Below are 20,346 nucleotides of genomic sequence, written 5' to 3' on the forward strand. Positions count from 1 at the left end.
GGTGGCGCGCATCGCGCTCGTCCTCGGGCACGAGCTCGAGGACCGGCTGCTCGCGGACATCGTGGAGCACGGCCACGTCGTGGTCGCACGCCTCGTCAGCGGGCGCGAGCTGCTCGGCTCGATCGATGCGCTCGCGCCGGAGGTGGTGCTGGTCGGTGCGGGGCGCGCGACGCTCGGCCGCGACCTCCTGGCGGCCTGCGACGAGCGGGGCGTGCGCGTGGTCGCGCTCGCCGCCAACGACCTCGAGCGCCACCACGCCCGCCACGTCGGCCTGCTCGAGGTCGCCGACGCGTCCGCCGGGTGGGACGAGGTCGAGCCGCTCGTACAGGGCGGCGCCGCCGTCACTGAGGCGCCGCGCGGACCGGCGACGCGGCGCGGCACCGTGCTCGCGGTCTGGGGCCCGACGGGCGCGCCCGGGCGCACCACGCTCGCGGTGAACCTCGCCGCAGCGTACGCGCACGCGGGACGCTCGGTCGCACTGGTCGACGCCGATGCGTACGGGGGAGCGGTCGCTCCCCAGCTCGGACTGCTCGACGCGGCGCCGGGCTTCGCGGCGGCCTGCCGCCTCGCCGGATCGGACGCGCTCGACCGTGGCGAGCTCGACCGCCTCGCACAGCACCACACCGCGCCCGGCGGCTCGTTCCGCGTGCTCACCGGGCTCTCCGGCACCCGTCGCTGGCCCGAGCTCGCGGCCGATCGCGTCGCCGCGGTGCTCGAGGCGCTCCGCGGGTGGGTCGACGTCGTGGTCGTCGACACGGGGTTCTGCCTCGAACGCGACGAGGAGCTCTCGACCGACGTGTTCGCGCCGCGCCGGAACGCGGCGACGGTCGCGGCGGTCGAGGTCGCCGACCGCACGGTCGCCGTGGGGCAGGCCGACGCGGTCGGCCTCGCGAGGCTCGTGCGCGGCTACGCCGACCTGCTCGAGTTCACGGATGCCTCGCGCGTGCGCCCGGTGGTGAACCGCGTGCGCGCGTCCGTGCTCGGCCTCGACCCGGGCGGACAGGCGCGGCACGCCCTGCAGCGCCTCGCCGGCATCTCGGACGCGACGCTGCTGCCCGACGACCGACGCGCGGCGGATGCGGCGCTGCTCGCCGCCCGCCCGCTCCTCGAGGTCGCCCCGCGCTCGCCGCTCGCGTCCGGCGTCCGGGGGCTCGCCGAACGGCTCTCGCCCGCGGCCGCAGCGCCGCCGCGCCGCCGTCGGGGGCTGCTCGCGCGCGCCTGACCGCGCACGCGCGCCCCGCGCCGCGCGTCGTGCACGACGGCGCGGAAGTACGCTGGGACTCGTGTCGACGCTCAGTGATCTCGTTCTCGCCCAGGGCCGCAGCAGCAGGGAGGACCTCGACTGGCTGCACATGCTCGTGGGCGACCTCCAACTCCTGGCGGACCTCGCGTTCGCCGACATCGTGCTCTGGACGCCGGGAGCCGACGCCCCGTTCGTCGCCGTCGCGCACGCGCGTCCGTCGGGCGCGGCGACGCTGTTCTACCGCGACTTCGTCGGCCAGCAGGTCAAGGAGGACTGGCGCGACCTCGTGACCCGCGCCTACGACACCGGCGAGGTCGTCGACTCCTCGGCCCTCGACTGGTACGAGGAGATGCCCACCCGCATGCGCGCCGTGCCCGTGAAGCGGCGCCTGCGGACGAGCGGCCCCGAGGTCTCCGAGCGCCCCATCGCGGTGCTCACGCGCCACTCGAACCTGAGCCAGTCGCGCACGCCCAGCCGCCAGGAGCTCACGTTCAACGACTGCGCGGACGAGTTGTTCGCGATGATCGCGTCGGGCGACTTCCCCGACCTCGGCGCGCCATCGGGGCCGCGTCGCGGCGCACCCCGGGCATCCGACGGCCTGATCCGGCTCGACATGGACGGCGTCACGACCTTCGCGAGCCCCAACGCGCTGTCGGCGTTCTACCGCATGGGGTTCGCCGAGGAGCTCGAGTCGGAGTCGCTGGCCGAGGTGACCACGCGCCTGCTCGCGGGGCGGCTCGAGGTCGACGAGTCGCTGCCGCTCGTGGTGACCGGTCGCGCGCCGTGGCGCACCGACATCGAGTCGAAGGGGGTCACGGTCACGCTCCGGGCGATCCCGCTCCGGCACCGGGGCGAACGGGTCGGCGCGATCGTGCTCTGCCGCGACGTGACCGAGATGCGCCACCAGGAGCAGGAGCTCATCACCAAGGACGCGACGATCCGCGAGATCCACCACCGGGTGAAGAACAACCTGCAGACCGTCGCGTCGCTGCTGCGCATCCAGGCGCGGCGCACGCACTCCGAGGAGGCGCGCTCGGCGCTCACCCAGGCCATGCGGCGCGTCGGCGCGATCGCGGTCGTCCACGACACGCTCTCGGAGGGGCTCAGCCAGAACGTCGACTTCGACCAGGTGTTCGACCGGGCGCTGCTGCTCGTGGCCGAGGTCGCCGCGGCGCACAACACGACCGCGCACCCCAAGCGCACGGGCACCTTCGGCGTGCTGCCGAGCGCCTACGCGACGCCGCTCGCGCTCGCGCTGACCGAGCTCGTCACGAACGCGGTCGAGCACGGGCTCGACGGCCAGGAGGGCGACGTCGAGATCACGGCCGAGCGCACGACCGACACGCTCACCGTCGAGGTGCGCGACACCGGCTCGGGCCTGCCGGAGGGCAAGGTGGGCGAGGGGCTCGGCACGCAGATCGTCCGCACGCTCATCCAGGGCGAGCTCGGCGGCACGATCGACTGGCACACGGTCGTCGGGGCGGGCACCGAGGTGACGATCTCGGTGCCGATGCGCTGGATCACCCAGGCATGACGACGCCCGCCGCTAATCGCGGCGGGCGGGCGTCGTGCGCGCGGTGCGCGGTGGCTAGGAGGCGCGGCGGGCGCGGGCGGCGCGGCGCTTCAGGGCGCGGCGCTCGTCTTCGCTGAGGCCGCCCCAGACACCCGAGTCCTGACCGGTCTCGAGGGCGTACTGGAGGCACAGCTCGGTCACGGTGCAGCGGCCGCAGACGGCCTTGGCCTTCTCGATCTGGTCGATCGCGGGACCGGTGTTGCCGACCGGGAAGAACAGTTCGGGGTCTGCGGTCAGGCAGGCGGCCTTGTCGCGCCAATCCATGGGGGTGCTCCTTGCGTGTGTGCGTGCGCAGCAACTCGCGTGGGACGCGGCCGTGTCGGCGGTACTGCTTGTGGGGGAAGGCCGAGTCGCAGGAAGGTAGGATCGAATGCGACCGGCTCACGTCCCTGTGAGCGTCAACTCGGCCCTGTAAATGCTCGCATAGTGTGTGACGCAGATCAATAGTCGTGCATGGGATATCGCTGTGAATGCTGAAGAGGATTCGGGGTCCGGAACCGTCCGGGTCGCCCCGGGCGTGCGCGCCGCGCTGGTCGTCGTGACGGTGCTGCTGTTCGCCGAGGCCGCCCTCATGGTCGGCGTGACCGCGTGGCTCGTGCTCGAGCTCCTGGTCGACGAGCCGTCGTCTCTGGCCAGCGGGCTCGCCCTGACCGCGGTCTCCGCGATCGGCGCGACGTGGGTCGTCGCGGTCGCCGTCGCGGCCGCTCGGCGCGCGCCGTGGTCGCGGGGCGGCGCCATCACGTGGCAGCTGTTGCAGCTCGCGGTCGCGGTGGGGTCGTTCCAGGGCCTGTTCGCACGCCCCGACGTGGGCTGGGCGCTGCTCGCGCCGGCGATCGTCGTGATCGTGCTGCTGCTGCTCCCGCCGGTCGCGGCGTGCTTCGCGCGCCCGGTCGTGACGGCCGAGGACTGAGCTCGCGGTCGGCGGCTACGCGGCGTCGACGCCCAGCTCGCGACGCACGCGCGCCACGTGCCCGGTGGCCTTGACGTTGTACATGGCCTTCTCGATGCGCCCGTCGGCGTCGATCACGAACGTCGAGCGGATCGAGCCCACGACGGTGCGTCCGTAGTTCTGCTTCTCGCCCCAGGCGCCGTACGCCTCCTGCACCGCGTGGTCGGGGTCGCTCAGCAGCGGGAAGGTGAGCCCGTCGCGCTCGGCGAACTCTGCGAGCGCGGGGATCTCGTCCTTCGAGACGCCGATGACGCGCACGCCTGCGGCCGACAGGGATTCGAGGCTGTCGCGGAAGTCGCACGCCTCGGTGGTGCAGCCCGGGGTCATGGCCGCCGGGTAGAAGTACAGCACGACCCGCTCGCCGCGGAGATCGGAGAGCGTGACCGGCGCGCCGGCCTGGTCGTCGAGGGTGAAGTCGGGGGCGGCATCCCCGGGGGCGAGTCGGACGGCGTCGGTCATGCGTCCATCGTAGGCGAGGCGGATGCGGCCTCCCGGCCGAGCGCGAGCACCGGGTGCTCGATCGAGAACCGCGCGGCCTCGGGCCGGTAGCGTTCGTCGGCGAACTCGACGGCCACGCCGCGGTCGTCGCGCACGACCCGGCGCTCGCGGAGGATCGGGGAGCCCGTCTCGACCCCGAGGGTCTCGGCCTCGAGGCCGCTCGCGGCGACCGCGTCGATGAGGTGCCGCGCGGTGACCAGGCGCACGCCGGCGGCGATGAGCCGGTCGTGCACCGAGCCCTGGTCGAGGTCGGCGTGCAGCAGCGTGCGCCCGGACTCGACGGGGAAGCACGAGCGCTCGAGCATCGCGGGCCGGTCGTCGAGCGACCGCACCCGGGTGACCGCCACGACGGGGGTCTCGACCGCGATGTCCAGCATGCGCGCCTCACCCTCCTGGGCCGGGCGCCGCACGACCTCGAGCGTGCGCTGCCCGGGCACCTGGCCGATCGACTCGGCCCAGCGGGAGAACGGCACGAAGGTTTCGAACGCGCGCACCGGCACCGTGCTGCGCACCACGGGCGGCCGTCCGCGCCCGCCCGCGACGATGCCGTCGGCGCGCAGCCCGGCGAGCACGCGCCGCAGCTGCCCCCGGTTCGCGTCGAGGGTCGCGCACAGCTCCGATTCGCTCGGCAGGCGGGTGCCCACCTCCCAGGTGCCGCGACGGATGCCCCGGAGCAGCGCCGTGCGCACGCGTGCGTCGTCCGTCTGCTCATCCACCACGCTGCGACGGTAGCGAGGCCGGGCGAACGGACGCCGACTCAGGCTGAACGCGCGGTGAACGCCCCGTGAACGTGCGACGGCTCAGGCGAACGTCGCGAGCAGCCGCCGGAGCGAGTCCAGGCGGGCCCGCCCGATGTCCCCGAGGCGGCCGCTGGCGACCGCGTCGTCGAGCGCGCAGTCGGGGGCGTCGGGCAGGTGCGTGCATCCGCGGGGGCAGCCCTCGGCGATCTCCGAGAGATCGGTGAACGAGCGCAGGATGTTGTCGGGGTCGACGTGGCCGAGCCCGAACGAGCGGATGCCCGGGGTGTCGATCACCCAGCCGCGACCCGGTTCGCCCCCGAGCGCGGTGCCCGGCCCGGTCTCGACGCGCAGCGACACCGTCGACGATGACGTGTGGCGCCCGCGCCCGGTGACCACGTTCACGTGGCCCGTGGCCCGATCGGCGCTCGGCACGAGCGCGTTCACGAGCGTGGACTTGCCGACGCCCGAGTGCCCGACGAGCACCGTTCGATGCCCGACGAGCGCCGCGGCGATCTCGCCGAGCGGCATCGCGCCGCGGCGGCTCGTGAACGTCGGGATGTCGAGCCCGGCGAAGTTCGCGAGGAACGGCGCCGGGTCGGCGAGGTCGGCCTTGGTGACGCAGAGCAGCGGGCGGATGCCGGCGTCGTACGCGGCGACCAGGTAGCGGTCGACGAGGCGCGTGCGCGGTTCGGGGTCGGCCGCGGCGACGACGATGAGCAGCTGGTCGGCATTGGCGACGATGACCCGCTCGACGCGGTCGGTGTCGTCGGCCGACCGCCGCAGCAGCGTGCTCCGCTCGCGCACGCGGACGATGCGCGCGAGCGTGCCCTCGTCGCCGGTCGTGTCGCCGACGACGTCGACGGAGTCGCCGGTCGCGATGGCGTTGCGGCGCAGCTCGCGGGCGCGGGTCGCGGTGACCTCGTGCTCGTCGTCGGCGTCCGCGTCGACGAGCACCGCGTACCGGCCGCGATCGACGCCCAGCACGCGCCCGATCACCGCGTCGGCGTGCTCGGGTCGCACCTTGGTGCGGGGGCGGTTGGCCTTGGGGTTGGGCCGGACGCGGACATCCGACTCGTCGAGGTCGTACTCGTCGTCCTCGTCGTCGTCCGTGTCCCACCAGCTCATGCCGACCCGTCGCCCCGCAGGGGCGTGCCGGCGAGCATCGTCGCCCACAGCTCGGGGAACTGGGGCAGCGTCTTCGCGGTCGAACCGATGTCGTCCACCCGCACGCCGGGCACGCGAAGCCCGACGATCGCGCCGGTCGTGGCCATCCGGTGGTCCTCGTACGCGCGCCACGGTCCGCCGGCGAGGTCGGCGGGCTCGAACCGCAGCCCGTCGTCGAGCTCGGTCACGCGGCCGCCGAGCGCCTGGAACTCGGCCGCGAGCGCCGCGATGCGGTCGGTCTCGTGGTGGCGGATGTGGCCGATGCCGGTGAACTCGCTCGGCTCGTCGGCGAGGGCGGCGAGTGCGGCGAGGTTCGGCACGAGCTCGCCGGCCTCGCCCAGGTCGAGCCGTACGCCGCGGATGCTCCCGTCGCCGGAGACGGTGACCCGGTCGCCGTCGCGCTGCACGGTCGCCCCGAACCGGGGGAGGAGGTCGACCAGGCGGGCGCCCACCTGGGTCGTGGTCTCCGGCCAGCCCGTGATCGAGGCGCTGCCGCCGGCCGCGACCGCGGCGCACAGGAACGGGGCGGCGTTGGAGAGGTCGGGTTCGATGCGCACGTCGCGCGCCGCGATGGGGCCGTGGGCGACCCGCCAGGTGCCCGTCTCGGGCTGCTCGACGGGCACCCCGCGCGCGGCGAGCGCGTCGACGGTCATCTCGATGTGCGGCAGGCTGGGCAGACGCTCGCCGGTGTGGCGGAGCACGAGGCCGTCGTCGAATCGCGCGGCGGCGAGCAGCAGGCCCGAGACGAACTGGCTCGACGCGGACGCGTCGATCGACAGCTCGCCGCCGCCCACGCGGCCGGTGCCGTGCACGGTGAACGGGAGCGCCCCGCGCCGGTCGTCGTCGAGGTCGACGCCGAGCCCGCGGAGCCCCTCGATGATGCCGCCCATGGGTCGACGACGGGCGGCCGCGTCGCCGTCGAACGTCGTCGGGCCGAGCGCGAGGGCCGCGACCGGCGGCAGGAAGCGCATGACGGTGCCGGCCAGGCCGCAGTCGATCGTCGTGGAGCCGAAGAGCTCGTCGGGTGGAGTCACCCGCAGGTCGTCGCCGAACGCGCCGTCGCCGGGCACGCGCTCGACGCCGACGCCGAGCGCGCGCAGCCCCTCGACCATGAGGTCGGTGTCGCGCGAGACCAGCGGGGCCCGCAGCATCCCGGGGCCGTCGGCGAGCGCCGCGAGCACGAGTTCGCGGTTCGTGAGCGACTTCGACCCGGGCACCTGCAGGGTCGCGTCGAGCGGGCCGGCGGCGACCGGTGCGGCCCACGAGCCGTCGCCCGGGGCGAGCGGGTCGTCGTCGCCGTACGGGTCGAACTCGGGCGCGGAATACGGGGTGATCTGCATCGGTTATCAGGGTAGTCGGTGGTCGTGTCCGGAAAGGGGAGTGCAAGGTGCCCGTGCTCGTGGAGCCGCGTTCCGTGGACGCTCAGGCGGACGCCCTAGGATGGCGCGCGATGGCAACCGACACCAGCGGTGGCGCACGCGGCGCCGAGCCGGCCGAGGCGGACCTGGGGGCGCTCTTCGAGGAGCAGGCCCTCCCGTTCCTCGACCAGCTCTACGGCGCAGCCCTGCGCATGACCAAGAACCCGGCCGACGCGCAGGACCTCGTGCAGGAGACCTTCGCGAAGGCCTATGCGGCGTTCGCGCAGTTCACGCAGGGCACGAACCTGAAGGCGTGGCTGTACCGCATCCTCACCAACACCTACATCAACACCTACCGCAAGAAGCAGCGCGAGCCGTACCAGTCGGCGATCGACGACCTCGAGGACTGGCAGCTCGGGGGCGCCGAGTCGACGACCGCGCGCTCGAGCCGGTCGGCGGAGGCCGAGGCGATCGACCACCTGCCCGACAGCGCGGTCAAGGACGCCCTGCAGTCCCTGCCCGAGGACTTCCGCCTCGCCGTCTACTTCGCCGACGTTGAGGGGTTCTCGTACCAGGAGATCGCCGACATGATGCACACACCGATCGGGACCGTGATGAGCCGCCTGCACCGTGGCAGGCGCCTGCTCCGCGAGCTCCTGGCCGACTACGCGGGCGAGCGCGGCTTCGCCGTGCAGCCGTCGGCACCGCGCACGGGGAGGAAGCGATGAGCGACTGCGGCTGCGAGAAGGCCAAGGCGGAGCTCGAGGAGTACCTGCACGACGAGCTCTGCAAGGAGGATGCCGCCGACATCCGCGAGCACATGGCCCACTGCGAGGACTGCTCGAGCGAGCTGCGGGTCGGGCAGGTGCTGACGGATGCCGTGAAGCGCGCGTGTCGCGAACAGGCACCCGAGCACATCCGCGACCAGGTCCTCGCCCGGATCCGCGACGTGCAGGCCGGTCACGGCGCACCCGTCGGCGGCGCCTGAGCGGGAGCCCGCGCTCGCCGCATCGGTGCACGGGATGCGATCGTGCACAGCGTGCAGCGTTCTGTCGGAAAATTCGCTAACCTAGTTAGCGATGAGCGAGCAGACCCCCTCCGCGACCGGTTCCACGTCCCGCGTGCCCACCTGGCTGCGCGTCCTGATCCCGGCCGTGCTCGTGCTGGGCTGGTTCGCCGCGTTCGGCCTGGGCGGCGCCTCCTTCGGACAGCTGTCCGACGTGTCCACCAACGACCAGACGCAGTTCCTGCCAGCGAGCGCCGAGGCGACCGAGGTCAACGAGCTGCAGGCGGAGTTCCGCGACGACGACCTCATCCCGGCCGTCGTGGTCTACGCCACCGACGACGGCGAGCTGACCGACGCGCAGCTCGCCGACATCGAGGACCAGCGCGACGAGTTCGCGTCGGTCGACGGGGTCGACGCCGACGGCGCGTCCCCGGTGATCGTCTCCGACGACGGCGAGGCCGCGCAGGTCGTCGTGCCCGTGATCTCCGGCGAGCCGGGCACCGAGGCCGTCGAGGAACTCCGGGCCCTGATCGCGGAGGAGCCCGTCGAGGGCGTCACCGCGGCCGTCACCGGCCCGGCCGGGTTCACCGCCGACCTCACCGGCGCGTTCGCGGGCATCGACGGCCTCCTGATCGCCGTCGCGTTCGCCGCGGTCCTCGTGATCCTCGTCATCGTCTACCGCTCGCCGCTCTTGCCGATCATCGTGCTCTTCACGAGCCTCACCGCGCTGTGCACCGCGGTGCTGGTCGTCGTGACGCTCGCGGCCGCCGACATCCTGCTGCTCACCGGCCAGACCCAGGGCATCTTGTTCATCCTCGTGATCGGGGCCGCGACCGACTACGCGCTGCTCTACATCGCGCGCTATCGCGAGACGCTCGCGACCGAGCCGACGAAGTGGGCCGCGACCTGGGCGGCGCTCAAGGGCTCGTGGGAGCCCATCCTCGCGTCGGGCGGCACCGTCATCGCGGGCCTGCTGATCCTGCTCGTGAGCGAGCTGAACTCGAACAAGTCGCTCGGCCCGGTGGCGGCGATCGGCATCGTGTGCGCGCTGCTGGCGGCGCTCACCCTGCTGCCGGCGCTGCTGCTCTGGGCGGGGCGCGTCGCATTCTGGCCGCGGCGTCCGCGCGCGGCATCCGACGACCCCGACCAGGTCGGCAGCGGCGCCCGCGGGTTCTGGGGCTCCGTGAGCCGGCTCGTCTCGCGCCGTCCGCGCTGGGTGTGGATCGTCTCGACCGTGCTGCTCGGCGTGATGTCGATCGGGCTCGTGCAGCTGGAGGCCGACGGCGTGCCGTCGAGCGAGTTCGTGCTCGGCGAGTCGCAGGCGCGCGACGGGCAGGAGCTGCTCGGCGAGCACTTCCCGGCCGGCTCCGGCACGCCCGCCGTCATCATCGGCCCGGAGGACGACCTCCAGGCGCTCGCCGACGTCGCGCTCGCCACCGACGGCATCGCCTCGGTCGCCGTGCTCGCGTCGGACTCGCCGTCGGGCCAGGCCGAGGTCACCGCCGACGGCATCCAGGCGCTCGGCCCGCCCGGCACCCCCGCGCCCGAGCCCGACGTGGTCGACGGCGACGTGCTGCTGCAGGCGACGCTCGAGGACCCGGCCGACTCGCTCGAGGCCGAGGCGACGGTGAAGGAGCTGCGCGTCGCGCTCGACGAGGTGTCCGAGGACGCCCTCGTCGGCGGCACGACCGCCGTCGCGCTCGACACCAACGAGGCCGCGATCGCCGACCGCACGCTGATCATCCCGCTCGTGCTCGCCGCGATCCTGCTGATCCTGATGCTGCTGCTGCGCTCGATCCTGGCGCCGGTGCTGCTCATCGCGAGCGTCGTGCTCTCGTTCGGCGCCGCGCTCGGCGTGTCGGCCGTGGTCTTCCAGACCGTGTTCGGCTGGGACGGCGCCGACCCGTCGGTGCCGCTGTTCGGCTTCGTGTTCCTCGTGGCGCTGGGCGTGGACTACAACATCTTCCTCATGACGCGCGTGCGCGAGGAGTCCTCGTGCACGGCACGAGGCCGGGCATCTTGCGCGGGCTCGCGCTCACCGCGGGGGTCATCACCTCGGCCGGCCTCGTGCTCGCGGCGACGTTCGCCGCGCTCGGGGTCATCCCGATCCTGTTCCTCGCGCAGATCGCGTTCATCGTCGCGTTCGGCGTGCTGCTCGACACCTTCCTCGTGCGGACGCTGCTGGTGCCCGCGCTCGCGTACGATATCGGCCCGGCCGTCTGGTGGCCGTCCAAGCTCGCGCGCCCGCACGACGGGCGACACGTGGGGGGTCACGACGGCGGCGATGCTCCGGCCGCGGGCGATGGGGACGCGCCCGCGCGGGTGGAGGCGACAGCGGTGCGCTGAGCCGCCGCGCACCGGCGCCGCAGTTCCGGGGAACCGAAGAGCCGGGTCCGACCACGAGGTCGGACCCGGCTCGTCGCGTCGGGCGGGGCGTCGAGCTACAGCGACAGCGCGCGCGAGACGAGCTCGGTCTGCTCCTGCGCGTGCACCTTCGCCGAGCCCGTGGCGGGCGAGGCGGATGCCGCGCGCGAGACGACGCTCACCGGGCGATCCCAGATCTTGCCGGTCTCGATGGCGAAGAACGGCCAGGCGCCCTGGTTCTCGGGCTCGTCCTGCGCCCAGACCAGCTCGGCGTTCGGGTACGAGTCCGCGACCTCGGCGAGGCGCTCGGCGGGCAGCGGGTAGTACTGCTCGAGGCGCACCAGCGCGATCTCGGGGTTCGGGTGCTTGGCCAGCTCGGCGGCGAGGTCGTAGTAGAGCTTGCCGGCCATGAACACGACCCGGCGCACTGCGGCGCGGTCGGTGATGCGAGCGTCGTCGATCACCGGCTCGAACTTGCCGCTCGTGAAGTCGGCGACCTCGCTGGTCGCGCCGCGCAGGCGGAGCATCGCCTTCGGCGTGAACACGACGAGCGGGCGCCGGGGGCGCTGGTACGCCTGGCGGCGCAGCAGGTGGAAGTACGACGCGGGCGTCGACGGGCGCGCCACCGTCATGTTCTGTTCGGCGCACATCTGCAGGTAGCGCTCGATGCGGGCGGACGAGTGGTCGGGGCCCTGGCCCTCGTAGCCGTGCGGCAGCAGGAGCACGACGCTCGAGCGCTGGCCCCACTTCTGCTCGGCCGACGAGATGAACTCGTCGATGACGGTCTGGGCGCCGTTGGCGAAGTCGCCGAACTGGGCCTCCCAGAGCACGAGGGCGTCCTTGCGCTCGACCGAGTAGCCGTACTCGAACGCCATGGCCGCGTACTCGGAGAGCAGCGAGTCGTAGATCCAGAACCGGGCCTGGTTGTCGCTGAGGTTCAGCAGCGGCAGCCACTCCTGGCCGTTCACGCGGTCGTGGAACACCGAGTGCCGCTGCACGAACGTGCCGCGGCGGGCGTCCTGCCCGGCGAAGCGCACGGGGGTGCCCTCGACCAGCAGCGACCCGAGCGCGAGCAGCTCGCCGAACGCCCAGTCGATCTTGCCGTTGCGGCTCATGTCGAGGCGCTTCTGGAGCAGCTGCTGCAGCTTCGCGTGCACCGTGAAGCCGTCGGGCTTGTTGTTGAACGCGTCGCCGATCATGTGCACGACCTGGTCGGACACGCCCGTGGTCTCGAGCTCGCCCGTGGGCGGCGCCTCCTTGGTCAGGGGCGCGCTGGTGGCCGGCTCGATGTCGGCCGCGCCGCCGGGCGCCGACGAGGCGGTCTGCGCGGCGTGGGTCTCCTGGAAGGCGTGCTCGAGGCGCTCCTGGAAGTCGCGGTGCGCCGCCTGGTACTCCTCCTCGGTGATGTCGCCGCGACCGACGAGCGCCTCGGTGTAGAGCTTGCGGACCGAGCGCTTCGCCTCGATGAGGTTGTACATGAGCGGCTGGGTCATCGACGGGTCGTCGCCCTCGTTGTGGCCGCGGCGGCGGTAGCAGACGAGGTCGATCACGACGTCGCGGTGGAACTGCTGCCGGTACTCGAACGCCAGTTCCGCCACGCGCACGACGGCCTCGGGGTCGTCGCCGTTGACGTGGAAGATCGGGGCCTGGATGGTCTTCGCGACATCCGTGGAGTAGATCGACGAGCGCGCGTCGCCCGGCACGGTGGTGAAGCCGACCTGGTTGTTCGCGACGACGTGGATCGTTCCGCCCGTGCGGTAGCCGCGCAGCTGCGACATCTGCAGGGTCTCGAACACGACGCCCTGGCCCGCCATCGCCGCGTCGCCGTGCACGAGGATCGGGAGGGTGCCGTAGCTGCCCGCGGGGCGGCGGTCCTGCTTGGCGCGCACGATGCCCTCGAGCACGCCGTTCACGGCCTCGAGGTGCGACGGGTTCGCCGCGAGGTACACCGGCACCTCCTCGCCCGTGTCGGCCGTGAACACGCCCTCGGTGCCGAGGTGGTACTTCACGTCGCCCGAGCCGGAGACGGTGCGCGGGTCGGGGGCGCCCTCGAACTCGCGGAAGATCTGGCCGTAGGTCTTGCCCGCGATGTTGGTGAGCACGTTCAGGCGGCCGCGGTGGGCCATGCCGATGGCGACCTCGTCGAGGCCCTCCTTGGCGGCGCCCTGGAGCACCTCGTCGAGCAGGGCGATCATCGACTCGCCGCCCTCGAGGCTGAAGCGCTTCTGGCCGACGTACTTGGTCTGCAGGAACGTCTCGAACGCCTCGGCCTCGTTGAGCTTGCCGAGGATGCGCATCTGCTCGTCGTGGGTCGGCTTCTCGTACTTGCGCTCGACCTTGCCCTGGATCCACTTGCGCTGCTCGGGGTCCTGGATGTGCATGTACTCGATGCCGATGGTGCGGCAGTACGAGTCGCGCAGCACGCCGAGGATGTCGCGCAGCAGCGAGGTGCGGGACTCGCCGAACTCGCCCGTGACGAACTCGCGGTCGAGGTCCCAGAACGTGAGCCCGTGGCTCGCGATGTCGAGGTCGGGGTGCGAGCGCTGCACGTACTCGAGCGGGTCGATGTCGGCCATCATGTGGCCGCGCACGCGGAACGAGTTGATGAGCTCCTGCACGCGTGCGGTCTTGTCGATCGCGCTGGCGATGTCGACCGAGATGTCGGGGGCCCAGTGGATCGGGTCGTAGGGCAGGCGGAGCGCGGCGAAGATGTCCTCGTAGAAGCGGCGCTGACCGATGAGCAGCTCGTGCACGGTCTTCAGGAACTCGCCCGAGCCCGCGCCCTGGATGACGCGGTGGTCGTAGGTCGAGGTGAGCGTGATCGTCTTGCCGATCGCGAGGTTCGCGAGGGTGCGGTCGCTGGAACCCTGGAACTCGGCCGGGTACTCGAGCGCGCCGGCGCCGATGATGCAGCCCTGGCCCTTCATGAGGCGGGGCACCGAGTGCACGGTGCCGATGCCGCCCGGGTTGGTCAGCGAGATCGTCGCGCCCTTGAAGTCGTCGGCCGTGAGCTTGTTCTTGCGGGCGCGCTGCACCAGGTCTTCGTAGGCCGCGAGGTACTCGTTGAACGTCATCGTCTCGGCGCGCTTGATGGCGGGCACGAGCAGCGCACGGGTGCCGTCGGGCTTCGGCAGGTCGATGGCGATGCCGAGGCCGATGTGCGCGGGCTTGATGAGGCTCGGCTTGCCGTCGCGCTCGTCGTAGTAGACGTTCTGGCTCGGGAACTCCTTGAGCGCCTGGATCAGCGCCCAGCCGATGAGGTGCGTGAACGAGACCTTGCCGCCTCGGGCGCGGCGGAGGTGGTTGTTGATGACGATGCGGTTGTCGATCATCAGCTTCGCGGGCACCGTGCGCACGCTGGTCGCGGTCGGGACCGTCAGGCTCTGGTCCATGTTCGCCGCGAGGGTCTTCGGCAGGCCGCGGAGCGGGACGACCTCGTCGACCTTCTCGGTCTCGCCCTCGACGACCGGCTGCGGGCTCGTGACCGGCACGTCGGCGGGCACCGGCTCGGGGCGCGGCGCGCGGGCGGTGGTGCGCGCCTGCGGCTGGGCGCCGATCACGGGCGTGGGCGCCGTGACGGGGTGGGCCGAGGGTGCGGGCACGGCGGGGGAGGCGGCCGCCGGCGGAGCCGGGTCCGCCACGGGTGCCTGCGCGGGCGTGGCGGGCGTGGCGGGCGCGTCGCCCGACGCGGGACGGTAGTTCTCGAGGATCGGCCACCACGTCTTGTCGACCGAGTCACGGTCGGCGCGGAACTGCTCGTACAATTCGTCGACGAGCCACTCGTTCGCGCCGAACTCGTTCGACGTGGCCTGGTCGGATCCACCGGTCAACTGCCTCGACACAGCCTCTTCGCCCACTCTCTTCGCTGCTGCTGGGGGATGCACTCGCTCCGGAGCGCTCGATCTGGCGGACGTCGCGCTCGCGCGCAGGCGTGGAACCCGCCGCGACAAGCCTAAACCCGTTCCCGTGGAGGAGGCTGCATGCCGTGGGGAACCTGAAGATGCAGCATCCGCAGCCACTAGCGTTGCGCACATGGAGTTCTACCGCACGACCCCGAGCCACGACCTGACCTACTCGGACGTCTTCCTCGTGCCGAGCCGGTCGGACGTCGCGAGCCGGCTCGACGTCTCCCTCGCACCCGAGGACGGCACGGGCGCGACCCTGCCGATCGTCTCGGCGAACATGAACTCGGTCACCGGCCCGCGGCTCGCGGCGACCCTCGCCCGGCGCGGCGGCCTCGGCGTGCTGCCGCAGGACATGCACCTGCAGGACCTCGACCGGGCCATCCGCTGGGTCAAGGCGCAGTCGCCGCGCTTCGACACCCCCTACGACTTCGATGCGGATGCCACGGTGGCCGACGCGCTCGAGGCGATCGCACCCGTGGAGGGCCACGGCCTCGTGCTGCACGACGGCGACGGCGCCTACGCGGGCTGCATCCCGGCGACGCGGCTGGCGACCGCGCTGCAGGACGCGCGCCTCGGCGACCTCGTGCACGGCGCGCTGCCCGCACTCGACGCCGACGACGTGTCCACCCCGCGCGGCGCGTTCGACCTGATGGTCGACGCCGACCTCGAGTTCGCGCCCGTGATGGCGCACGGGAAGGTGGTCGGCACGCTCAGCCGCCGCAGCGCGCTGCGCGGCACCATCTACACGCCGGCGCTCGACGCCCACGGCCGGCTGCGGGTCGCCGCGGCCGTCGGCATCAACGGCGACGTGGCCGGCAAGGCGACGGCGCTCGTGGCCGCGGGCGTCGACGTGCTGGTCGTCGACACGGCGCACGGCCACCAGGACGGCATGGTGCGCGCCATCCGCGCCGTGCGCGAGGCGGGCATCGAGGTGCCGATCGCCGCCGGCAACGTCGTGACCGAGCAGGCGGTGGCCGACCTCGTCGAGGCGGGCGCCGACATCGTGAAGGTCGGCGTGGGCCCCGGCGCCATGTGCACCACGCGCATGATGACCGCGGTCGGCCGGCCGCAGTTCTCGGCGGTGCTCGAGACGGCGGAGGCGGCCCGCGAGGCAGGTGCGCGCGTCTGGGCCGACGGGGGAGTGCGCTACCCGAGGGACGTCGCGTTGGCACTGGCCGCCGGCGCGGCATCCGTCATGATCGGCTCGTGGTTCGCCGGGACGCTCGAGGCGCCCGGGCGGCTCCGCACCGACGCCGACGGGGGCTGGTACAAGGAGAGCTGGGGCATGGCGTCGACCAAGGCCGTGCGCGAGCGGTTCGACCGGCTGTCGCCCTACGAGCTCGCGCGCAAGGAGCTGTTCGCCGAGGGGATCTCCTCGTCGCGCATCTCGCTCGACCCGCTGCGGCCGTCGCTCGAGGACCTGCTCGACATGATCACCACGGGGGTGCGCAGCTCGTTCACCTACGCGGGCGCCCACTCGGTGCCCGAGTTCCACGAGCGCGCGCTCGTCGGCATCCAGTCGGCGGCCGGGTACGAGGAGGGCAAAGCGCTGCCGGTCAGCTGGTAGCGGCGGTCGGGCGGATGCCGCGTGCCGGCGCCGCGGCGATCCGCGCGCGACAACCGTGCGGATCCGCAGCCTCGCGAGGTTATACTTGCGTCCACGATGGACGACCCTCCCAGTTCCAGTCCCAGTTCCCCTGGTCATAGACCCCTGCCCGTGAACGATCGGTCGGGTGCGAATGCCTGAGTGGCTCCTGCTCACGTTCGGACTCCTGCTCACGATCGGCACGGGCTTGTTCGTCGCCAGCGAGTTCGCGCTGGTCAACCTCGATCGCTCCGACCTCGAGGCGCGCCGCGCCCGCGGCGAGTCCCGGCTGGGCCTCACGATCGCCGCGCTCAAGATCACGTCGACGCACCTGTCGAGCGCGCAGCTCGGCATCACGATCACGACGCTGCTCACGGGCTACACCATGGAGCCCGCGATCAGCTCGCTGCTGGCGGGCCCGCTCGAGGCGATCGGCGTGCCCGAGTCGCTCGTGCGACCCGTCGGCGCGACCACCGCGATCATCGTGGCGACGCTGCTGTCGATGATCATCGGCGAGCTCGTGCCGAAGAACTTCGCGCTCGCGCTGCCGCGCCAGACGGCCGTGCTGGTGATGCCGTTCCAGACGGCGTTCACCACCGTGTTCGGTCCGGCGATCCGCCTGCTGAACGGCAGCGCGAACGCCCTGCTGCGCCTCATGGGCGTGGAGCCCAAGGAGGAGCTCTCGGGCGCCCGCTCGGCGGAGGAGCTGTCGTCGCTCGTGCGCCGGTCGGCGAGCGCGGGCATGCTCGAGAAGGACACGGCCACGCTGCTCAGCCGCACGCTGAGCTTCTCGCGGCTGAGCGCCGCCGACGTCATGACGCCGCGCCCACGGGTCGCGAGCGTCTCGCGCGACGACACGGCCGCGACCGTGATCGAGCTGGCATCGCAGACCGGGTACTCCCGCTTCCCGGTGCACGAGGAGAACCTCGACGACGTGGTCGGCCTCGTGCACGTCAAGCAGGCCGTCGCCGTGCCGCGCGAGCGCCGCGCCGACGTTCCCGTGTCGGCCCTGCAGTCCGACGGGCTCCGCGTGCCCGAGACGATGCGCCTGGACGCGCTGCTCGGCGAGCTGCGCGGCCGCGGCTACCAGATGGCCGTCGTCGTCGACGAGTACGGCGGCACCGCGGGCGTCGCCACCCTCGAGGACCTGGTCGAGGAGATCGTCGGCGAGGTCTCCGACGAGCACGACCGCTCGCGCGCGGGCATCGTGCGCCGGGCGGACTCGATCACGTTCCCCGGGCTGCTCCGGCCCGACGAGCTGCTCGAGCGCGCCGGCATCCGCGTGCCCGACGAGGGCCCGTACGAGACGGTCGGCGGGTACGTGATGAGCGAGCTCGGCCGCCTGCCCGCGGTCGGCGACGAGATCGAGACCGAGGACGGCACGCTCCGCGTGGTGCGCCTCGAGGGCCGTCGCATCGACCGGCTGCGCTACGTGCGCACCGCGCCCGTGGAGGAGGCCGCCGATGTCTGATTGGGCCGGAATCGCCTGGCTGGTCGTGCTGCTGGCCGGCAACGCCTTCTTCGTCGGCGCGGAGTTCGCCGTGATCTCCGCTCGGCGCTCGCAGATCGAGCCGCTCGCCGAGGCCGGCCATCGCCGCGCCCGCACGGCGCTCTGGGCGATGGAGCACGCGACGCTCATGCTCGCGATGAGCCAGCTCGGCATCACGATCTGCTCGTTGCTCATCCTGAACGTCTCCGAGCCGGCGATCCACCACCTGCTCGAGGTCCCGCTCGCGCTCACCGGCTGGTCGGAGGAGGTCATCGGCGTCATCGCGTTCGTGATCGCGCTGGTGCTCGTCTCCTACCTGCACGTCGTGCTCGGCGAGATGGTGCCGAAGAACCTGTCGTTCTCGATGCCCGACAAGGCGGTGCTGCTGCTCGCGCCCCCGCTGGTGTTCACGGCGCGCGTCTTCCGCCCCGTGATCGTGACGCTGAACGCGGCGGCGAACGGCATCGTGCGGCTCTGCCGCGTCGAGCCGAAGGACGAGGCGACGAGCACGTTCACGCTCGAGGAGGTGCAGACGATCGTCGACCAGTCGCGCCGCGAGGGCGTGCTGGAGGACTCGAGCGGCACGCTGAGCGCCGCGTTCGAGTTCACGACGAAGGTCGTGCGCGACGTGGCCCTGCCGCTCGACGAGCTGGTCAGCCTCGGGCCGGAGGGCACGCCGGGCGACGTCGAGCGCGCGGTCGCGCGGCGCGGCTTCTCGCGCTACGTGATCTGCGACGCCGCGGGCGAACCGGCCGGCTACGTGCACCTGAAGGACGTCATCGACCTGCACGACCACGAGTTCGACGAGCCGATCCCGCAGAAGTTCGTGCGGCAGCTGGTCTCGATCTACGCCGAGACCGACCTCGAGGACGCGCTCGCGACCATGCGCCGCACGGGCTCGCACCTGGCGCGGGCGTTCGACGCCGAGGGCGCGACGACGGGCGTGCTGTTCCTCGAGGACATCATCGAGGAGCTCGTCGGCGAGGTGCAGGATGCCACCCGACGCGTCTAGGGGCGCGCTGCCGTGGCGCGCGCTCGAGTCCCGGGTCGCGTACGAGAACCGCTGGATCCGGGTGCGCGAGGATCAGGTCGAGGGCCCGCACGGCCGCGGCGTGTACGGCGTGGTCGAGATGCGCCACCCGGCGGTGTTCGTCGTCGCCCTGGACGACGACGACCGGGTGTGCCTCGTGTCGCTCGCCCGCTACCCGGGCGGCAAGTGGTCGTGGGAGGTGCCCGCGGGCGGCTCGGACGGCGAGGACCCGCTCATCGCCGCGCAGCGCGAGCTGGCCGAGGAGACCGGGCTCGCCGCGGCCGAGTGGGTGCGCCTCGGCGGCATGGACGCGCTGAACGGCATCGCGGATGCCCCGGAGCACGTGTTCCTCGCCCGCGGCCTCGAGCCGGTGGCCGACGCGCGGGCCACGCAGGGCGAGGAGGGCATCGACGAGGTGCGCTGGGTGCCCTTCGGCGAGGCGCTGGCGATGGTCGCCGCGGGGGAGATCAGCGACGGCGAGACGATCGCCGCGCTCGCGTTCGCCGGCATCCACCTCGGCCGCTTCCGCTGACGCCCTCGCACCGGGCGGGGTGTCGCGCGCCAGAGCCCGGCGCGCCTATCGTGGGGCGCATGGGCGCGGAAGACGGCTGGCGCGACTGGACGGCGGCGGATGCCGCCCGGTGGATCGCCGTGCCGGAGGCATCCGATGACAAGTACCGCCGGGGCGTGCTCGGCGTGCGCACCGGATCGGACGAGTACCCGGGAGCGGCCGTGCTCGGCGTCGAGGCGGCGGCGCGCACCGGCGTCGGGATGATCCGCTACCTCGGCCCAGCCGCGGTGCGCGATGCCGTGCTCGCCCGTCGCCCCGAGGTCGTTGGGCAGGCGGGGCGCGTGCAGGCGTGGCTGCTCGGCTCGGGCATGGACCCGTCGGTGCGGTCGGAGGCCTTGGCCGGCGAGCTGCGCGAGGCGCTCGCATCCGGCCTGCCCGCGGTCGTCGACGCCGGCGCGCTCGACCTCGCGCCGGCGGGCACGGGGCCGATCGTGGTCACGCCCCACCACCGGGAGCTGGTCGGCCTGCTCGGCGGGTGCGGCGTCGAGGCGACGGTCGACGACGTCGCCGCGCGACCGGGGAGTGGGCGGTGCGCGCGGCCGAGGTCGCGGGCGTCGTGGTGCTGCTGAAGGGCGCCGTCACGCACGTGGCCGCGCCCGGCGGCGCGTGCCTGCGCGTCGAGCTGGCGACCCCGTGGCTCGCGACGGCCGGGGCGGGCGACGTGCTCGGCGGCATCCTCGGGGCCCTGCTCGCGACCCATCACCGCGAGGTGGCGACGGATGCCTCGGTGCTCGCGCCGCTCGCCGCGACGGCCGCGGCCGTGCACGGGCTGGCCGCGCGTCGGGCGTCGGGCGGCGGTCCGATCGCGGCGCTGGACGTGGCCGAGGCGGTGCCCGCCGTGATCGCGGAGCTCGTCGCCGACCGTCGCTAG

17 protein-coding genes and 1 pseudogene are annotated in these 20,346 nt (G+C 73.0%); 12 read left to right on the top strand and 6 right to left on the bottom strand.

Annotated elements, in window-relative coordinates:
• Nucleotide 1 precedes the first annotated feature (1 nt).
• Together QUE38_RS13745 and QUE38_RS13750 are read left to right on the top strand one after the other, a co-directional pair.
• Nucleotides 2-1,222 (top strand): AAA family ATPase, encoded by a 1,221-nt coding sequence (locus QUE38_RS13745; RefSeq protein ID WP_286308828.1) that lies wholly within the window; start codon nt 2-4, stop codon nt 1,220-1,222.
• Between the two features lie 61 nt (nt 1,223-1,283).
• Complete coding sequence (locus tag QUE38_RS13750) at nt 1,284-2,777, top strand: sensor histidine kinase (protein WP_286308829.1); 1,494 nt, start codon at nt 1,284-1,286, stop codon at nt 2,775-2,777.
• A 54-nt stretch (nt 2,778-2,831) separates the two neighbouring features.
• Here QUE38_RS13750 and QUE38_RS13755 read toward each other — a convergent pair whose 3' ends face one another.
• Nucleotides 2,832-3,080, bottom strand: a complete 249-nt coding sequence (locus tag QUE38_RS13755; RefSeq protein WP_281882044.1) for a WhiB family transcriptional regulator — start codon at nt 3,078-3,080, stop codon at nt 2,832-2,834.
• A gap of 202 nt (nt 3,081-3,282) precedes the next feature.
• Here QUE38_RS13755 and QUE38_RS13760 point away from each other — a divergent pair, with 202 nt between their 5' ends.
• The gene (locus tag QUE38_RS13760) at nt 3,283-3,726 is read left to right on the top strand and encodes a hypothetical protein (RefSeq protein WP_286308830.1); all 444 of its coding nucleotides are present in this window, start codon (nt 3,283-3,285) and stop codon (nt 3,724-3,726) included.
• Nucleotides 3,727-3,741: 15 nt separating this feature from the next.
• Here the strand turns inward: QUE38_RS13760 and bcp are convergent, their stop codons facing one another.
• From bcp to aroA, 4 genes are all read right to left on the bottom strand, one after another.
• On the bottom strand, nt 3,742-4,224 hold the full coding sequence (gene bcp, locus QUE38_RS13765) for a thioredoxin-dependent thiol peroxidase (protein ID WP_286308831.1): 483 nt from the start codon (nt 4,222-4,224) through the stop codon (nt 3,742-3,744).
• Nucleotides 4,221-4,982: a GntR family transcriptional regulator gene (locus QUE38_RS13770; RefSeq protein ID WP_286308832.1), complete on the bottom strand. Its 762-nt coding sequence runs from the start codon at nt 4,980-4,982 to the stop codon at nt 4,221-4,223. The genes bcp and QUE38_RS13770 overlap by 4 nt, the downstream gene beginning before the upstream one ends.
• 81 nt (nt 4,983-5,063) lie before the next feature.
• Complete coding sequence (gene rsgA / locus QUE38_RS13775) at nt 5,064-6,128, bottom strand: ribosome small subunit-dependent GTPase A (RefSeq protein ID WP_286308833.1); 1,065 nt, start codon at nt 6,126-6,128, stop codon at nt 5,064-5,066.
• Complete coding sequence (gene aroA / locus QUE38_RS13780) at nt 6,125-7,507, bottom strand: 3-phosphoshikimate 1-carboxyvinyltransferase (RefSeq protein ID WP_286308834.1); 1,383 nt, start codon at nt 7,505-7,507, stop codon at nt 6,125-6,127. The genes rsgA and aroA overlap by 4 nt, the downstream gene beginning before the upstream one ends.
• 110 nt (nt 7,508-7,617) lie before the next feature.
• Here aroA and QUE38_RS13785 point away from each other — a divergent pair, with 110 nt between their 5' ends.
• The 3 genes and pseudogenes from QUE38_RS13785 (at nt 7,618) to QUE38_RS13795 (ending at nt 10,877) form a co-directional block, all read left to right on the top strand.
• Nucleotides 7,618-8,253: a sigma-70 family RNA polymerase sigma factor gene (locus QUE38_RS13785; protein WP_286308835.1), complete on the top strand. Its 636-nt coding sequence runs from the start codon at nt 7,618-7,620 to the stop codon at nt 8,251-8,253.
• Nucleotides 8,250-8,513 carry a zf-HC2 domain-containing protein gene (locus QUE38_RS13790; protein ID WP_286308836.1) on the top strand — a complete coding sequence of 88 codons (264 nt, stop codon included), beginning with the start codon at nt 8,250-8,252 and terminating at the stop codon, nt 8,511-8,513. The genes QUE38_RS13785 and QUE38_RS13790 overlap by 4 nt, the downstream gene beginning before the upstream one ends.
• A gap of 91 nt (nt 8,514-8,604) precedes the next feature.
• A pseudogene (locus QUE38_RS13795) lies at nt 8,605-10,877 on the top strand (MMPL family transporter).
• Between the two features lie 95 nt (nt 10,878-10,972).
• Here QUE38_RS13795 and QUE38_RS13800 read toward each other — a convergent pair.
• A complete protein-coding gene (locus tag QUE38_RS13800) occupies nt 10,973-14,737 on the bottom strand; it encodes a multifunctional oxoglutarate decarboxylase/oxoglutarate dehydrogenase thiamine pyrophosphate-binding subunit/dihydrolipoyllysine-residue succinyltransferase subunit (protein WP_286308837.1) in 3,765 nt (1,254 codons plus the stop codon).
• Nucleotides 14,738-14,927: 190 nt separating this feature from the next.
• Between QUE38_RS13800 and guaB1 the strand changes: the two genes are divergently transcribed.
• The 6 genes from guaB1 (at nt 14,928) to QUE38_RS17690 (ending at nt 20,346) form a co-directional block, all read left to right on the top strand.
• On the top strand, nt 14,928-16,367 hold the full coding sequence (gene guaB1, locus QUE38_RS13805; RefSeq protein ID WP_286308838.1) for a GMP reductase: 1,440 nt from the start codon (nt 14,928-14,930) through the stop codon (nt 16,365-16,367).
• 172 nt (nt 16,368-16,539) lie between these two features.
• Nucleotides 16,540-17,856 (top strand): hemolysin family protein, encoded by a 1,317-nt coding sequence (locus tag QUE38_RS13810; protein WP_286308839.1) that lies wholly within the window; start codon nt 16,540-16,542, stop codon nt 17,854-17,856.
• Nucleotides 17,849-18,886, top strand: coding sequence for a hemolysin family protein (locus QUE38_RS13815; protein ID WP_286308840.1), 1,038 nt, complete (start codon nt 17,849-17,851; stop codon nt 18,884-18,886). The genes QUE38_RS13810 and QUE38_RS13815 overlap by 8 nt, the downstream gene beginning before the upstream one ends.
• Entirely contained in the window at nt 18,867-19,436 is a 570-nt protein-coding gene (locus tag QUE38_RS13820) for an NUDIX domain-containing protein (RefSeq protein WP_286308841.1), read from the top strand. Before QUE38_RS13815 ends, QUE38_RS13820 begins: the two co-directional genes overlap by 20 nt.
• A gap of 59 nt (nt 19,437-19,495) precedes the next feature.
• The gene (locus QUE38_RS17685; protein WP_350227478.1) at nt 19,496-20,044 is read left to right on the top strand and encodes an ADP-dependent NAD(P)H-hydrate dehydratase; all 549 of its coding nucleotides are present in this window, start codon (nt 19,496-19,498) and stop codon (nt 20,042-20,044) included.
• Nucleotides 20,005-20,346 (top strand): NAD(P)H-hydrate dehydratase, encoded by a 342-nt coding sequence (locus tag QUE38_RS17690; RefSeq protein WP_350227479.1) that lies wholly within the window; start codon nt 20,005-20,007, stop codon nt 20,344-20,346. The genes QUE38_RS17685 and QUE38_RS17690 overlap by 40 nt, the downstream gene beginning before the upstream one ends.

It is taken from the genome of Agromyces mangrovi (genome assembly GCF_030296695.1).
In the GTDB taxonomy this organism is placed as follows: domain Bacteria; phylum Actinomycetota; class Actinomycetes; order Actinomycetales; family Microbacteriaceae; genus Agromyces; species Agromyces mangrovi.

Bases quoted from the DNA above. Each gene is read 5' to 3' on its own strand.
- QUE38_RS13755 (WP_281882044.1), bottom strand. From the start codon at position 3,080: ATGGATTGGCGCGACAAGGCCGCCTGCCTGACCGCAGACCCCGAACTG.
- bcp (WP_286308831.1), bottom strand. From the start codon at position 4,224: ATGACCGACGCCGTCCGACTCGCCCCCGGGGATGCCGCCCCCGACTTC.
- rsgA (WP_286308833.1), bottom strand. From the start codon at position 6,128: ATGAGCTGGTGGGACACGGACGACGACGAGGACGACGAGTACGACCTC.
- aroA (WP_286308834.1), bottom strand. From the start codon at position 7,507: ATGCAGATCACCCCGTATTCCGCGCCCGAGTTCGACCCGTACGGCGAC.
- QUE38_RS13785 (WP_286308835.1), top strand. From the start codon at position 7,618: ATGGCAACCGACACCAGCGGTGGCGCACGCGGCGCCGAGCCGGCCGAG.
- QUE38_RS13790 (WP_286308836.1), top strand. From the start codon at position 8,250: ATGAGCGACTGCGGCTGCGAGAAGGCCAAGGCGGAGCTCGAGGAGTAC.
- guaB1 (WP_286308838.1), top strand. From the start codon at position 14,928: ATGGAGTTCTACCGCACGACCCCGAGCCACGACCTGACCTACTCGGAC.
- QUE38_RS13810 (WP_286308839.1), top strand. From the start codon at position 16,540: ATGCCTGAGTGGCTCCTGCTCACGTTCGGACTCCTGCTCACGATCGGC.
- QUE38_RS13815 (WP_286308840.1), top strand. From the start codon at position 17,849: ATGTCTGATTGGGCCGGAATCGCCTGGCTGGTCGTGCTGCTGGCCGGC.
- QUE38_RS13820 (WP_286308841.1), top strand. From the start codon at position 18,867: ATGCCACCCGACGCGTCTAGGGGCGCGCTGCCGTGGCGCGCGCTCGAG.
- QUE38_RS17685 (WP_350227478.1), top strand. From the start codon at position 19,496: ATGGGCGCGGAAGACGGCTGGCGCGACTGGACGGCGGCGGATGCCGCC.